This is a genomic window from Methylobacterium gregans (genome assembly GCF_022179245.1).
Taxonomy (GTDB): domain Bacteria; phylum Pseudomonadota; class Alphaproteobacteria; order Rhizobiales; family Beijerinckiaceae; genus Methylobacterium; species Methylobacterium gregans.
This window is the reverse complement of sequence record NZ_BPQM01000027.1, coordinates 1-13,612: the sequence shown is the minus strand read 5'-3', so window position 1 is coordinate 13,612 and position 13,612 is coordinate 1. Positions and strand designations below refer to the sequence as shown.

Annotated in this window: 12 protein-coding genes and 1 pseudogene; 6 read left to right on the top strand and 7 right to left on the bottom strand. The window is 72.7% G+C overall.

From position 1 onward, the window contains the following. Positions 1–4 precede the first annotated feature (4 nt). From MFF54_RS06395 to MFF54_RS06380, 4 genes are all read right to left on the bottom strand, one after another. On the bottom strand, positions 5–253 hold the full coding sequence (locus tag MFF54_RS06395) for a hypothetical protein (protein ID WP_238301787.1): 249 nt from the start codon (positions 251–253) through the stop codon (positions 5–7). Then, positions 250–1,278, bottom strand: a complete 1,029-nt coding sequence (locus MFF54_RS06390; protein ID WP_238301786.1) for an SDR family oxidoreductase — start codon at positions 1,276–1,278, stop codon at positions 250–252. The genes MFF54_RS06395 and MFF54_RS06390 overlap by 4 nt, the downstream gene beginning before the upstream one ends. A 105-nt stretch (positions 1,279–1,383) precedes the next feature. Beyond that, entirely contained in the window at positions 1,384–1,995 is a 612-nt protein-coding gene (locus tag MFF54_RS06385) for a cysteine hydrolase family protein (RefSeq protein WP_238301785.1), read from the bottom strand. Between the two features lie 115 nt (positions 1,996–2,110). After that, a complete protein-coding gene (locus MFF54_RS06380; protein WP_238301784.1) occupies positions 2,111–2,968 on the bottom strand; it encodes a manganese catalase family protein in 858 nt (285 codons plus the stop codon). A 484-nt stretch (positions 2,969–3,452) separates the two neighbouring features. On the opposite strand from MFF54_RS06380, the gene MFF54_RS06375 reads away from it, so the two are divergent. The 3 genes from MFF54_RS06375 to MFF54_RS06365 all read left to right on the top strand — a co-directional run bounded on the left by MFF54_RS06375 (position 3,453) and on the right by MFF54_RS06365 (position 5,959). After that, the gene (locus MFF54_RS06375) at positions 3,453–3,857 is read left to right on the top strand and encodes a response regulator (protein ID WP_238301783.1); all 405 of its coding nucleotides are present in this window, start codon (positions 3,453–3,455) and stop codon (positions 3,855–3,857) included. Between the two features lie 109 nt (positions 3,858–3,966). After that, entirely contained in the window at positions 3,967–4,824 is an 858-nt protein-coding gene (locus tag MFF54_RS06370) for an SDR family oxidoreductase (RefSeq protein WP_283206258.1), read from the top strand. A 154-nt stretch (positions 4,825–4,978) separates the two neighbouring features. Further along, a complete protein-coding gene (locus MFF54_RS06365; RefSeq protein ID WP_238301870.1) occupies positions 4,979–5,959 on the top strand; it encodes an SDR family oxidoreductase in 981 nt (326 codons plus the stop codon). Positions 5,960–5,966: 7 nt separating this feature from the next. Here the strand turns inward: MFF54_RS06365 and cysS are convergent, their stop codons facing one another. Beyond that, complete coding sequence (gene cysS, locus MFF54_RS06360) at positions 5,967–7,349, bottom strand: cysteine--tRNA ligase (RefSeq protein WP_238301782.1); 1,383 nt, start codon at positions 7,347–7,349, stop codon at positions 5,967–5,969. A gap of 350 nt (positions 7,350–7,699) precedes the next feature. Between cysS and MFF54_RS06355 the strand changes: the two genes are divergently transcribed. Further along, on the top strand, positions 7,700–8,032 hold the full coding sequence (locus tag MFF54_RS06355) for a hypothetical protein (protein ID WP_238301781.1): 333 nt from the start codon (positions 7,700–7,702) through the stop codon (positions 8,030–8,032). A gap of 6 nt (positions 8,033–8,038) precedes the next feature. On the opposite strand, the gene MFF54_RS06350 is transcribed toward MFF54_RS06355, so the two are convergent. Beyond that, complete coding sequence (locus MFF54_RS06350) at positions 8,039–8,545, bottom strand: CreA family protein (RefSeq protein WP_238301780.1); 507 nt, start codon at positions 8,543–8,545, stop codon at positions 8,039–8,041. Positions 8,546–8,709: 164 nt separating this feature from the next. On the opposite strand from MFF54_RS06350, the gene MFF54_RS06345 reads away from it, so the two are divergent. Together MFF54_RS06345 and MFF54_RS06340 are read left to right on the top strand one after the other, a co-directional pair. Further along, the gene (locus MFF54_RS06345) at positions 8,710–9,780 is read left to right on the top strand and encodes a DUF2865 domain-containing protein (RefSeq protein ID WP_306423950.1); all 1,071 of its coding nucleotides are present in this window, start codon (positions 8,710–8,712) and stop codon (positions 9,778–9,780) included. Positions 9,781–9,961: 181 nt separating this feature from the next. Then, the gene (locus MFF54_RS06340; RefSeq protein ID WP_238301778.1) at positions 9,962–12,160 is read left to right on the top strand and encodes an OmpA family protein; all 2,199 of its coding nucleotides are present in this window, start codon (positions 9,962–9,964) and stop codon (positions 12,158–12,160) included. Positions 12,161–12,218: 58 nt separating this feature from the next. Here MFF54_RS06340 and MFF54_RS06335 read toward each other — a convergent pair. After that, a pseudogene (locus MFF54_RS06335) lies at positions 12,219–13,612 on the bottom strand (ABC transporter ATP-binding protein); the annotation flags it as partial.

Here is a 13,612-nt window from a genome sequence, read left to right as displayed (position 1 = left end):
TCCCTCAGGCCTGCGGCTCGGCGAGTCGCGCCCGGTGCCGCTCCAGGGTATCGAGCAGGATCGGCATGAAGGCCGATCCGGCGTCGAGCCCGGCTACTCCGCGCTCGAGTTCGGCCAGCGCGGCCCGCTGCGCCGCCAGCCCCTCGACCGCCTCGAGATAGGCCCAGATCGCGGCGTCGGCCTCGCCCGCGTTGACGGGCCGCTCGGCGGCGAGCAGCCCCTCGAAGACGCGCAACGTCTCCTGCCGCGTCATCGGGCGTCCCCGTCCTGGCGACCATCTTGGCGCCCGCCCAGCAGTCCCGCGGCCGCGATGCCGATCCCGGCCACCACGGCGGCCGTGGTCAAAGGATGGAGGCTGGCGCGGGTGTAGAGGCTCGTGCGCATCACGTAGCCCGGATGGCCGCCCACGACCTCGCCGCCCGAGCGGCTGGGCTCGTAGAGGGCGCCGGCCCGGTCGTGGGCCGGTTCGTCGGTCTGCTGCTGGGCGGACATCGTGCGGCCGGCGAGGTCGAAGGCGCGCGGCGCCAACGCCTTGGCGAGGCTCATCAGCCGGCCGCCACCGCCTACGTAGATGTCGCGGCGCGGGTGCACGGCCGCGTGCAGGATGGCGTGCGCCACCTCCTCGGTGCGGTAGACCGGCGGCGGCAACTTCGGCGCGTGGGGGGTGTAGTTCTTGGCGTTCTTCGCGAATGGGGTGTCGATCGCCGCGGGCTTGATCAGCGTCACGGCGACCTGCGCGCCCTCCTCCTCCAGCTCGATCCGGAAGGCGTCGGTGAAGCCTTTGATGGCGTGCTTGCTCGCGCAGTACATGCCCTGGAGCGGGAAGGCGATGTCGGAGGCGACGCTGCCGAGGTTGATCAGGACGCCGCCGCTGCGCTTCAGATGGGGCGCGGCCACGAGCGAGCCGTGCACGACGCCCCAGAAGTTCGTCTGGAACAGGCACATGTGGTCGGCCTCGCTCACCTCATCCAGGCGCCCGAAAATCGACAGGCCAGCATCGTTCACCCAGGTGTCGATGCGCCCGAAGCGCCCGACCGCCTGATCGGCGATGCGCTGGACCTGGGCGCGGTCGCCGACATCGGCCACCACGTCGAGGGCCTCGCCGCCCTCCGCCTCGATCTCCCGGCGGATCTGCGCCAGGGCCTCGCCGTTGCGGGCGGCGAGCACCACCTTGGCGCCCTCGCGGGCCGCCCGGCGGGCGGTCTCGAGTCCGATGCCGCTCGACGCGCCGGTGATGACCACGACCTGACGGTCGAGCGGATGGCGGGACTTCCACATGGGGCGGATCCTCTCGGGCAGGTTCGCGGGGCAAGGGGTCAACCGTCCAACCGGCGCCCGGCGGATCCGTTCACCCACGCCCGGGCCGCGGGAGACGCAGGGCCCCTACGGCCAGGCCCGCAGGATCTCGTCGGTCGGCGCGATCTCGATCTGCTCGCCGAAGCGGCTGCAGTAGAGGGTCACCATCGCGTCGTGGGTCTCGTCGGCCGAGCTGCAGACGCCGTCGGCCGCGATCACCACCCGGTAGCCGCGATCGACCGCGCCGAGCACCGTGGCGAGCACGCAGATGTCCGTCTCCCCGCCGGTGATCACCAGCGTGTCGGTGCCGAGGTCGCGCAGGTGCGCCTGGAGGTCCGGTTCGAGCCAGGGGGAGTAGGTCGTCTTGTCGAAGACCCGTGCGGGCGGCGCCAGCGCGGCGAGGCTCGGCAGCAGATCGACCATGCCGGGCTCCAGCCGGTCGAGGGTCATGTCCGGCCAGCGCTCGTAGTAGCGCCGCCACGTACCCGAGCAGGATTGCGCGTTCGCCGCCGGGATGAAGCGCGTGAACGCCGTCCGCGCGGGATGCGCCGCGGCGATCCGCTCGACCTGCGGCAGGATGCGGCCGAGCCAGGGCGTGTGCCAGTCGGTCTCCTCGTGGAAGAGGCGCTGGACATCCACACAGACGTGCGCCGTCTGCTCACCCAGATCACCGAACCGCAGCCCTACGCCCCGTTTCATCTCGCTCTTCCCCCCAATCGCGCGTCCGCGCAGCCGGGCACCGCGCAGACCTCGTCGTTTCCGCAACTTTTGGTGGTATGGCCCGGCTCCGTGAGGCGGCGCCGGGCCGCACCCGTCAGCCGATCTGCTCGCTCTGGGCGCCGCTGTCGGGCCGGGCCGGGCCGAGCACCGGCTCCTGGCCCATCGGCTCGTTCTGCACCACGCTGAACTCGCCCTTGCCGTCGAGGGACGGCCCGCTGGTCCAGCGGCCGGCGGGCGGGGGCGTCCCGTCGCGGGCGGTGGCGAAGAAGGCGTAGTTGAACTTCTGGTGCTCCTCGCTCTGCGGGAACGAGTTCGGGATGGGCAACTGCTCCTTCAGGCCGCCGAGCTCCTCGATCACCGCGAGCCATTGCTGCTGGTGCATGGTGTCGCGCGCGATGAGGAAGCTCCACATGTCGCGCATGCCGGGATCGTTCGTCGCCGTGTGCAGGCGGACGGCGAGCGTCCGGCCCGTCGCCTCCGCGGCGACGTTGCAGTACATGTCGGCCGCGATGTTGCCGCTGGCGTAGATGTGGCTCATGTCGAAGGGCAGCCCGTCGGAATTGCCCGGGAAGGCCGCCATGCCGGTCGAGAGCAACGTCTTGTGCAGCATGCCCTCGGCGATGTGGCGCGGGTTCTCGCCGCCCATCACGGCGCCGACCAGCGCGTCGGCGGCGCCCGCCTCCTGCACCTTGGTGGGCGCGTTCTCAAGGTTCATCGCGACGGCGGTGGCCAGCATCTCGATATGGCCGATCTCCTCGGTCGCCGTATTGAGGAGCATGTCGCGATACTTCGTGTTGGGCGCGCGGTTGCCCCAGGCCTGGAAGAAGTACTGGAAGCAGACGCGGATCTCGCCCTCGATGCCACCGATCGCCTGTTGCAGCATGCGCGCGTAGACAGGGTCGGGGCTCTCGACACGAACGGGATATTGCAGGCGCTTGTCGTGGAAATACATGGGCTGGTCCTCTGCTCGGGTGTCGGCTGACGAGCGGCTCGTCCCGCACCGCGCCCTTCCGGGCACGTCATTGGGCGCGATCGGGGACGGATCGCGGAAGGCCGGGGCCTGTATCCGAGCGCCGCCGCGGGATGTCAGCTCAAGGCTGTTCTTCCCGTCTCAGCGCACGCCGAAGATACGTTGGGCTGAACCAGGCTTTTGCGAACGAAGTTCCGAGAAAAACACATGAATTGTACTGCGGTAGGCTGATCCATGTTGGGTCACACAGCGGGCGGTCTCGGATCTACTCCGGTCGAGCACGGCCTTGGCTGTTGACGGGCGGCCAATCTAAGGTTCTGTTCGTCCCCGGGTTCTGGGGCGTCCCCATGGGGGGCGCGGTGCCGAACGGACCCGCGATCGGCCCGGGACGTTGAGGCCTTTGAGGGTTCATGCAGGGTGGTCATGCCGGGCCTTGGACGGCTCGGGCAGCGTGAAGGAGGCGGCGATGGTCGACGTGGCACGATCCCTGACCGACCGGCACGTGCTGGTGGTCGAAGACGATTACTTCATCATGGACGAGCTGCGGCAGAGCTTCGAGCGGAGCGGCGCCACGGTGCTCGGCCCCGTCGGCAGCATCGAGGAGGCCCTCGCCCTGGCCGAGGGCTCGCCGCGGATCGATGCCGCAGTGCTCGACATCAACCTTCACGGCGAGATGGCGTTTCCGGTGGCGGACGCGCTGCGAACCCGCGGCATTCCCATCATCTTCGCCACCGGTTACGGCGCTGCCACGATCCCGGAGCGCTTCGCCGACGCGCCCCATTGCGAGAAGCCCGTCGAGCCGGAGATGATCGCCCGCCTGATCCTGGCCTACGAGGGTGACGCGACGGCGGAGGCGACGACGGCGGCGTGATGGGCGGCCTGACGGAGCCGCGCCGAGCCAGTCTTTTTCCCGTTCCGCGGTGACCTTCCGGACGGGGCGCGGTTGCTCCGGCAGCAGCCCCGACGCGACGGAGTTCCCCGTGGAGCAATTTCCCAAGCCGCCCTTCCCGGATCAGCGGCAGCCGATGCCGGGCTCCAGCGCGGCGATGGAGCCGCAGCCCGATTACGGCGAGGCGACCTACAAGGGCTCGGGGCGACTCGCCGGCAAGGCCGCGATCATCACCGGTGGCGACAGCGGCATCGGCCGCGCCGTGGCCCTCGCTTACGCCCGCGAGGGCGCCGACGTGCTGGTCTCCTATCTCGACGAGGACGAGGATGCGGCCGAGACGCGCCGGCTCGTCGAGTCCGCCGGGCGCAAGGCGGTGCTGGTGCCGGGCGACATCCAGGAAGCGCGCCACTGCCGGCTGATCGTGGAGAGGGCGATCAAGGAATTCGGCCGTCTCGACGTGCTCGTCAACAACGCCGCCCATCAGGCGACCTTCGACAGCCCGGAGGAGATCTCGGACGCGGAATGGGAAACCACCTTCCGCATCAACATCCACGCGATGTTCTATCTGGTGAAGGCGGCGCTGCCGCACCTGCGCGAGGGTGCGGCCATCATCAACACCACCTCGGTCAACGCCGACACGCCGAGCCCGCAGCTCTTGGCCTACGCCACCACCAAGGGCGCGATTCAGAACTTCACCGGCGGGCTCGCCCAGATGCTCGCCGAGCGGGGCATCCGGGTGAACTGCGTCGCGCCGGGCCCGATCTGGACGCCGCTGATCCCCTCGACCATGCCGCCCGAGAAGGTGACGCAGTTCGGCTCGCAGGTGCCGATGAAGCGCCCCGGCCAGCCGAAGGAGCTCGCCCCCGTCTACGTGATGCTGGCCTCCGAGGAGGCGAGCTACGTCTCGGGCGCAACGGTCGCGGTGACGGGCGGCAAGCCGATCATCTGACGGTCACGGTTTCCAAAGGCCGAGGCCTTTGGCGGGTCCAGGGGGGAGCCCTGGTTCTTGGCTTCGCCATTTGGGGCCGCCCTGAACCCTGCCAAAGGGTCCCGACCCTTTGGGATCCAAGGATACCCGAGGAGCGCGCATGGGACCGAGACCGCTGAAGACCCTGCAGGGCGCCGTGGTGGTGATCACCGGGGCGTCGAGCGGGATCGGCCGGGCCACCGCGCTCGCCTTCGCGCGGGCCGGTGCCGACGTGGTGCTGGCGGCCCGCCGGGGCGACGTGCTGGCGGATCTGGCAGCGATCTGCCGGCGCCAGGGCGGCCGGGCCGAGGCGGTGCCGACCGACGTCACCGATCCGGGGGCCGTCGAGGCGCTGGCGCGGGCGGCCGAACGGGCCTTCGGGCGCATCGACGTCTGGGTAAACAATGCCGGCACCGGCGTGTTCGGACCCTTCTGGGAGGCGCCGCTCGACCTGCACCGGCGGACGGTCGCGGTGAATCTCTTCGGCACCCTGCACGGCGCCTACGCGGCGTTGCCGCGCTTCCTCCACCAGGGACGGGGTGTGCTGATCAACATGGTATCGCTCGGCGGCTGGGCGCCGACGCCCTTCGCGGCGGCCTACACGGCGAGCAAGTTCGGCCTGCGCGGCCTCACCGCCAGCCTGCGGCAGGAACTGCGCGACCACCCGGGCATCCGGGTCTGCGGCGTGTTCCCGGCGATGGTCGACACGCCGGGCTTCGTGCACGGCGCCAACGTCTCGGGCCGCACCCTCGATCCCGGGCCGATGCTCTACGCCCCCGAGGACGTGGCCGCGACGATCCTGCACCTCGCGCTGCATCCGCGCGACGAGATCGCGGTCGGCTGGCCCGCGCGCGCCCTCCAGGCCGCCTACGCACTCGCCCCGGGGCCGACCGAGCACGTCATGGGCTTCACGCTCGCGCGGCTCCTCGACCGTGCGGGGCCGGCACCGAACAGCTACGGGGCGCTGCGGGGCCCGATACCGGGCGGCACCACGGCGAGCGGCGGCTGGCGTCACCGCAAGGGCATGCCCTCCGCGCCGGTGCTCAGCGGCCTCGGCCTCGCGGCCGCGGGCGTGATCGGGGTGCTCGCGCTCGGGGCGGCCCGGCGGCGGCGCTGAGCCCGCCTCAGCGCGCCACGCTCCAAGTGGTCGTGCCGTCCTTGTTGTCCTTCACCGCCACGCCCATGGCCGCCAGCGCGTCGCGAGCGCGGTCGGAGGCGGCCCAGTCCTTGGCGGCGCGGGCGGCCTTGCGCTCGGCGATCAGCCCCTCGACCCGGGCGACGTCGATGCCAGCGGCCTGCACGCTCGCCGCGGCCCGCGCGCTCGCCGTCTGGCCGAGAAGCCCGAGCAGGTTCGCCCCCGCCTTGAGCGTGGCCGGGTCGTCGAGCCGGTGGATCTCCGCGAGGGCCGCCGCCGTGTTGAGATCGTCGAGCAGCGGCTCCAGCACGCTCGGCGGCGCGTCCGCCGCGGGGCCCGCGTCGCCGACCGCACCGTACCAGCGCTCCAGCATCCGGCTCGATTCCTCGAGCCCCCGCGCCGTCCAGTCGATGGGCTGGCGGTAGTGCGTCTTGAGCATGTTGAGGCGCACGACCTCGCCGGGCCAGTCCTTCAGCACGTCCCGGATGGTGATGAAGTTGCCGAGCGACTTCGACATCTTCTCCCCCTCGACCTGCAGGAAGCCGTTGTGCAGCCACCAGTTGGCCATCACGGGCGTGCCGAAGCAGCAGCGGGACTGTGCCACCTCGTTCTCGTGGTGGGGAAAGATCAGGTCGATCCCGCCCGCATGGATGTCGAAGGTCTGGCCCAGGTGCTTCGCCGACATCGCCGAGCACTCGATGTGCCAGCCGGGTCGGCCCGGCGCCGGGATGCCGGCGGGTGAATCCCACGACGGCTCGCCCGGCTTCGAGGGCTTCCAGAGCACGAAGTCGAGGGGCGAGCGCTTATAGGGCGCGACCTCGACCCGGGCGCCGGCCTCCATCTCGTCGAGTGGCCGCCCCGAGAGCCGGCCGTAATCGGGCATCGAGGGCACGTCGAACAGGACGTGGTCCTCCGCCACGTAGGCATGGCCCGCGGCGACGAGCCCCTCGATCATCTGGCACATCTCGCGGATGTGATCGGTGGCCCGCGGCTCGACGAAGCGGGGCGGCGCGCCCGCCGGGTTCACGTCCTCCGGCATCAGCACGCCGAGGTCGCGGATGTCCCGGTGGAACTGCGCCAGCGTGCCGTCGGTGAGTTCGCGGATGGTGATGCCACGCTCGGCCGCGCGCGCGTTGATCTTGTCGTCCACGTCCGTGACGTTGCGGGCGTAGGTGACGTGCGCCGGACCGTAGAGGTGGCGCAGCAGCCGGAACAGCAGGTCGAAGACGATGATCGGGCGCGCGTTGCCGATATGGGCCGCGTCGTAGACCGTCGGCCCGCAGGCATACATCCGGACGTTGCCCGCATCGATCGGCGCGAACACGTCCTTGGCGCCGGTCAGCGTGTTGTAGAGCCGCAACATCGGCGCCATGAAACCCATCCTCTCCCGTCCCCTCCGGACCCTGCGCCGGCCCCGCCCGCATCCTGCGGCCGGCCGGAAACTCGCCTGACCCCTCAAGGACCTGCCGCCCGGTCCGGTCCCGCGCGGCCTCCGGCCAAGCTTTGCTGCGCCGCGGCGCGGGCGCGGAGGCCTGTTGCGGATCGGCGACGGTGCGGCCGGCCGGATCGGGCTAACCCAAAACCGTGATGCAATCGACAACGCCGGACGCGCAAGCCCGCGTCCGGAGAGCGGGCGAACCCGAAAGGTTTTGTTTACCGCCGCGATGGACCCTCGCCGCAGGTCTCCCTGCACGCCCACGCTTGAGCCCCAAGGAATCGTTCATGCGCGCCTCGACCGTCGTCAGCGCCCTCCTCGCCGCCGCCCTCGCCACGACGCTCGCGCTCGGCGCGCAGGCGGGCAGTGAGACGCCGGCCCGCAACCACGTCGAGAAGACCTTCCTGATCCCGTCGAGCGAGGGCTACGGCGTCGCCGATTGCCTGACGACGCCCGGCAGCGCCTGCGGCCAGACGGTGGCCGATTCCTGGTGCGAGGCCCAGGGCTTCGCCGCCGCCGGCTCCTTCGGCATCGCGGCGCCAGAGGAATATACCGGCTCGGTCGACCTGCCGGTCTCGAAGCCCTCCGAGCGCCCGCTGCGCATCACCTGCAAGGATTGAGCGGTCCTACCGCACGAAATCCCCGCATTTCTGCGAGACTTCCGTGCCCCAGGGCATCAGCGGCACCGCCGAGGTGGAGTTCTTCGGCGAGCCCTGGATGACCTTGTCGGAATAGACCATGTAGATCAGCGTGTTGCGCTTCGCGTCGCAGCCGCGCACGATCTGCATCGATTTGAAGATCAGCGAGCGGCGCTCGCTGAACACCACCTCGCCCTGCTTGAACTTGTCCTTGAACTGGACCGGGCCGACCTGCCGGCAGGCGAGCGAGATGTCCGAGACGTCCTCGGCCAGCCCCAGCGTGCCCTTGATGCCCCCCTTCTCGGGCTGGGTGTACCAGCAGGCCACGCCCGAGACCGCCGGATCGTCGATGCCGTAGACGACGAGCTTGTCGTTGGGCGTCAGCGGGCGCCACACCGTCGACTTGTCGAAGATCCGGTCCGGCTCCTGCGCGGAGGCCGGCGCGGCGAGTGCCGCCAGCCCGAGGGCGGCGGCTGTGAGACACCGAAACAACATCGTCCACGCATTCCCCTATCGAAGCGGTGCCGGGCATGTAGGAGGGGTGTCGCCGCCGCGCGAGGGCGTTTAAAAATGTTGTCCCCGGCGCGAGTCTCGCACGCGCGCCGCCTGTTCGTCCGCGTCTCGATATTCCCGGTTCCCAAGGCCCCCGGTTGCCCATGCTGCCGTCGCGTTCCCCGATTCGCCGGACCGTCCGCGCGCTCGCCGTGGCCGCGGCCTGTCTCGTGCCCGGCCTCGCCGCGGCGCAGGAGCCGGCCGCGACGCCGGTCCCACCCAGCGCGCCGAGCGCCGCCTGCCTGCGCTACCGCGCCGAACTGTCCGCCCTGCCGGCGGACGGGGCCAGCGTGATGCGCGCGCTCCAGGGCGAGATCGGCCGGCTGGAGGCCTATTACCGCAGCCTGAACTGCGAGGGCGGGCGCTTCCTGTTCTTCGACACCCGGCCGCCCCAGTGCGGCGCGGTCGAGCAGCGCATCCGTGCGCTCAACGCCACCTACGGGGGCGCGGCGACCGACGACAATTCCGGCCGCCGCCGTCAGCTTCAGACGCTGGTGGCGCAGAGCTGCCCGACGCTGGCCAGGACGGAGGGCGTCGAATCCCACGCCCGCGGCGGCGCGCAGGTGATCTGCGTGCGCACCTGCGACGGCGGCTACTTCCCGATGAAGAACCTGCCGGAGGGCCGCGCCAGCGCCGACGACATGTGCCAGGCGCTCTGCCCCGGCACCGAGGCCGTGGCCTACTCGATGCCGAACGGCGACGACGCCCTGAAACACGCGGCGACCGTCCGGGGCAGCCGGGCCTACGCCTCGCTCGCCAACGCCTTCAAGTTCCAGAAGACCTTCGTGCCGAACTGCTCCTGCAAGCCGGCGGACAAGAGCTGGGCGCAGTCGCTGGCGAAGGCCGAGAGCATGCTGGTGCGGCACAAGGGCGACATCTTCGTCACGCCGATGCAGGCCGAGGCGCTGTCGCGGCCGAAGATCCGCCTGACGCTGGTCGGACGCGCCGACAAGACCGCGGCCGAGATCGCCGCCGACGCCGCCGGGCGCAGCGCCTCCGCCCCGGGCGAGACCACCGCGACGGCCGGGACCGCCCTCCCAGTCGCCGAGCGGGCGAGCGTGCGCATCATCGCGCCGGACCGGATCGCGGTGCCGGCCACGGCGCTGCCGGCCGCGCTGGCCGCTGTCCCGCCCGCTGCCCCGCCCGTCGCGCCGGCGCCCGCGCCCTCCGCGCGCTGAGGGCCACGCCCCGGCGCGGCCCCGCGGGGGCTCCGCGCCGGGAACCAAATCCTGCCTGCGGAGGTTCGAACCGGCCAAACGCCCCGTCCCGCCCGGTGATCTCGACGGATCGCGGCCGGGCGGGGCCGAACCCCTCACGCGCCGCCACCGTTCCGGTTCGGCGCGCCGCGAAGGCCGATCGATGCGGAAGCTCCGCCTGCTCCTCCTCGCCGGGACCGTGCTGCCCGGTCTCCTCGCCATGCCCGTCTCCGCACGTCCGGACGATCCGGGCGCGCGCCTGCTCCTGGCCCAGGGCGGCCCGGACATGGAGCGGGGCCCGCGCGGCGGCGGAGAGGGGCCACGCGGCGGCGGCGAAGGTCCGCGTGGCGGTGGGGAAGGCCCGCGCGGCGGAGCGCCGCGCCCCGAACGACCGGAGCGTCCCGAACGACCTGAGCGCCCCGAGCGTCCTGACAGGTCCGAGCGCCCCGAGCGCGTCGCGCCCGAGCGGGCACCTGCGGAGAGGGCGGCGCCTCCGGCCCAGCGCGAGCGGCCTGAGCCGCGTCCCGACCGCAACCCCGAACGCGCCGCACCCGCCGAGCGTCCGCAGCCGCCGGCCGCCCGCGAGCGGCCCGAGCCCCGCGAGGAGCGCGCCCCCGCGCAGCGTCAGCCCGATCGTGAGCGTCAGCCCGAGCGCCCGCAGCGCCCGGACCGCGACCCGTCCGAGCGCCCGACGCCGCCGGCCCGCGACCGCGCGCCCGAGCGGCAGCCGGAGCGGCAGACCGCGCCGGAGCGCTCCACTGCGCCCGAGCGCCGGGAGGCCCCCGAACCCGGCCGCCGCGCACCCGAGGCCGACGCACCGCAGAGGCCGACGCCGCGGCCCGAGTCCGGCACGCCCGGGCGCGAGGACAGGCAGAATCGCCCGGAGAGGCCGGATCGCCCGGAGGGCGCCCCGCGCCAAGCGCCCGAGCGCGCGGCGCCGCAGCCCGGGGGTGCCCCGGGACGGGAGCCCGCCCCGAGCGCGCCGCAGCAGGCGGCCCCGCCCGCGCCCAACCAGGCGCCCGGCGTGCCGGGCCGTCCGGTCCAGCGCCCGGACGCGGCGCCGGCCGCTCCGCCGACCGCACCGAACCAGGCTCCGGGTGTTCCCGGCCGCCCCGTCCAGCCGCCCGGCGCCGCTCAGTCCGACGCCCCGGTTCAGGCCGCGCCGCCGGCTCAGACGCCGGCCCCCGGCGCCGTCCAGCCTGGCGCTCCGACGCCTCCGAACCAGGCGCCCGGCATCCCCGGCCGCCCGGTCCTGCCGCCCGGCGCCGAGCGGGACGGCCGCGACGACCTGCCGGCCGGGCGCGCCGACGACCGCCGCGGCTTCGATGACCGCCGCGACGACCGCCGCGGGTACGACGATCGCCGCGACGGCGACCGGCGCGGCTTCAACGTGCCGGGTCGCCCCGGCTACATCCCCGGCGGGTTCCGCGAGGACGACGAGGATATCCGCGACTACGACCGCATCCGGCGCGACCGGCGCGAGTTCAACGAGGACGGGCGCACCTACATCCGCGAGCCCGGCCGCCTCATCGTGCGCGACCGGGACGGCTACTTCATCCGGCACGACGAGAACGAGCGCTTCCGCGAACTCGACCGGCGCGCCTTCCGCAGCGAGCGGCGGGGCCAGGAGACCTACACCTTCCTCGACCGGCCGGGCGGCGAGCAGATCATCACCGTGGTGGACGATGACGGCCGGCTGCTGCGCCGGACCCGCCGCTTCCGCGACGGGCGCGAGGTGGTGATCATCGACAACGGCTTCGGTCCCCGCCGCCCGATCTACGAGGACGTGGTCGACCTGCCGCCCCCCGACATCCGGATCCCGCGCGAGCGCTACATCGTCGATTACGAGGGCGCCGACGAGCGGGCCGTCTACGAGGCCCTCTCGGCCCCGCCGGTGGTGCCGGTGGAGAGGCGCTACACACTCGATCAGGTGCGCTACAGCCCGCAGTTGCGCGCCCGCATGCGCAGCGTGGACATCGACACGATCACCTTCGACACGGGCTCCTTCACGGTGACCCCGGAGCAGGCGGCGCGGCTCTCGACCATCGCGGCGGCGATCAACCAGGCGATCCGGGCGAACCCACAGGAGGTGTTCCTGATCGAGGGCTACACCGACGCTGTGGGCTCGGACGTGGACAACCTCTCGCTCTCGGACCGCCGGGCGCAATCGGTGGCCACCGTGCTGACCCAGCAGTTCCAGGTGCCGCCCGAGAACCTGACGACCCAGGGCTACGGCGAGCAGTACCTGAAGGTGAACACGCAAGGGCCCTCACGCGAGAACCGCCGGGTGACCGTGCGGCGGATCACGCCACTGATCCAGCAGGGGCAGGCGCAAGGACAGGGCGGGCAGCCGCCGCGGTAAGGCCGCTCGAACCACCAACCCTCCCCCCTCTGCGGGGGGAGGGAGGGAGCGGCGGGCGTCAGCCCGCCACCACCGCGTTCCCCGCCACCCGGATCACGGCGTCGAAGGGCGGCAGCGCCGCGGTGTCGGCCGTGTCGGGCAGGCAGACGATGAGGCCGCGGCCGGCGCGCGCCGCCCGCAGATCGGCGAGGCGCTCCTCGAAGTTGGCGGGCGCGCGCTCCTCCAGCAGGATCGCCACGACGAGGATGTCGGGCTCCCGGATCAGGCAGCGGGCGAGGTCGATGGCGATGCGCTCGCGCGGGCCGGGCGCACCCTCGGCGAGGGCGCCCGTGGCCGCGGGATCGATCCGGCTGTCGAGGCCGAGCCGGTAGACCTGATCCTCCAGCCCCTCCTCGGCCAGAACCCGGCGGACCAGGGCGCGCACCCGTGCCTCGGCCCCAGCCTCGCCGTAGCTGATCCGGCCGAACAGCAGGTTCTCCTCCAGGCTCGCGGCCGGATTGACCCGGGCGGGATCGTAGAACTCCACCGACCCCCGCAGTGCGGCGGGCAGCATCCGGGCGAAGGCGTGGCGCGCGCCCACGATGCGCGCCTCGAGGCCCGCGTCGATCAGGCCGAAGCGGTGGCGTGTCTCATTGTAGCGCAGCGCCAGTCCGATCAGCGCCTCGCGGTCGCGGTGCCCCGCGGGGCCGCGGCGCAGGGTGGCGTCCGTCTGGCGGGCGACCAAGTCCTCGAAGAAGCCGCGCTCGGCCGCCGGGAAGAGCGAGAAGGCGTCGAAGAGCGGGTGGTCGTTCGGCAGGTCGGCGAAGATCTCGACCGAGTTGCGCGCGACCGCGAGGCCGATCTCGGTCAGCGGCCGGGTCAGGCCCTCCGCCTCCAGCACCGCCCGCAGGTAGGGCTGGCGCGCGAGCCGCGCCGGGGCGAGCGCCGGCCCGACCGGCTCCCCGAACAGGATGTTCTCGCCGAGATCCGCCTGATGGTTGTAGAGCGCCGGGTCGAAGGGCTCGACGAGGCGCTCGGCCTGATCGGCCCTGAGGCGCGCGCGCACGCTCTCCCGCGCCGCCACCACGGCCCGGGCGAGGTCCGGGTCGGCGGCGGAATCGACCGGCCCGGTGAGCCCGCGGGCGTACACGAAGGCGTCGAGCCCGGTGAGCCGCAGGATCTCGCCGAAGCCCGCCGCGTCCGGAGCCCCTTCCGAGCCGTAGAGCAGGTTCTGCCGCAAGGACCCCTCGATCAGGATCGCCTCGCCCGAGGCGTAGGCGATGCGGCGCGCCCGCTCGGCCGGGTCGAAGGCGCGCAGGTCCTGGCCCGCGAAGGTGACGGCGCCCGCGCTCGGCTCGACTTGGCCCGCGAGCACCGCCGCGAGCACCCGGGCGCCCCCGCCGCGCCCGCCCGTGATCGCCACGTGGCCGGGCATCGCGACCTCCGCGTCGACACCCGCGAGGCGCTCGCCGG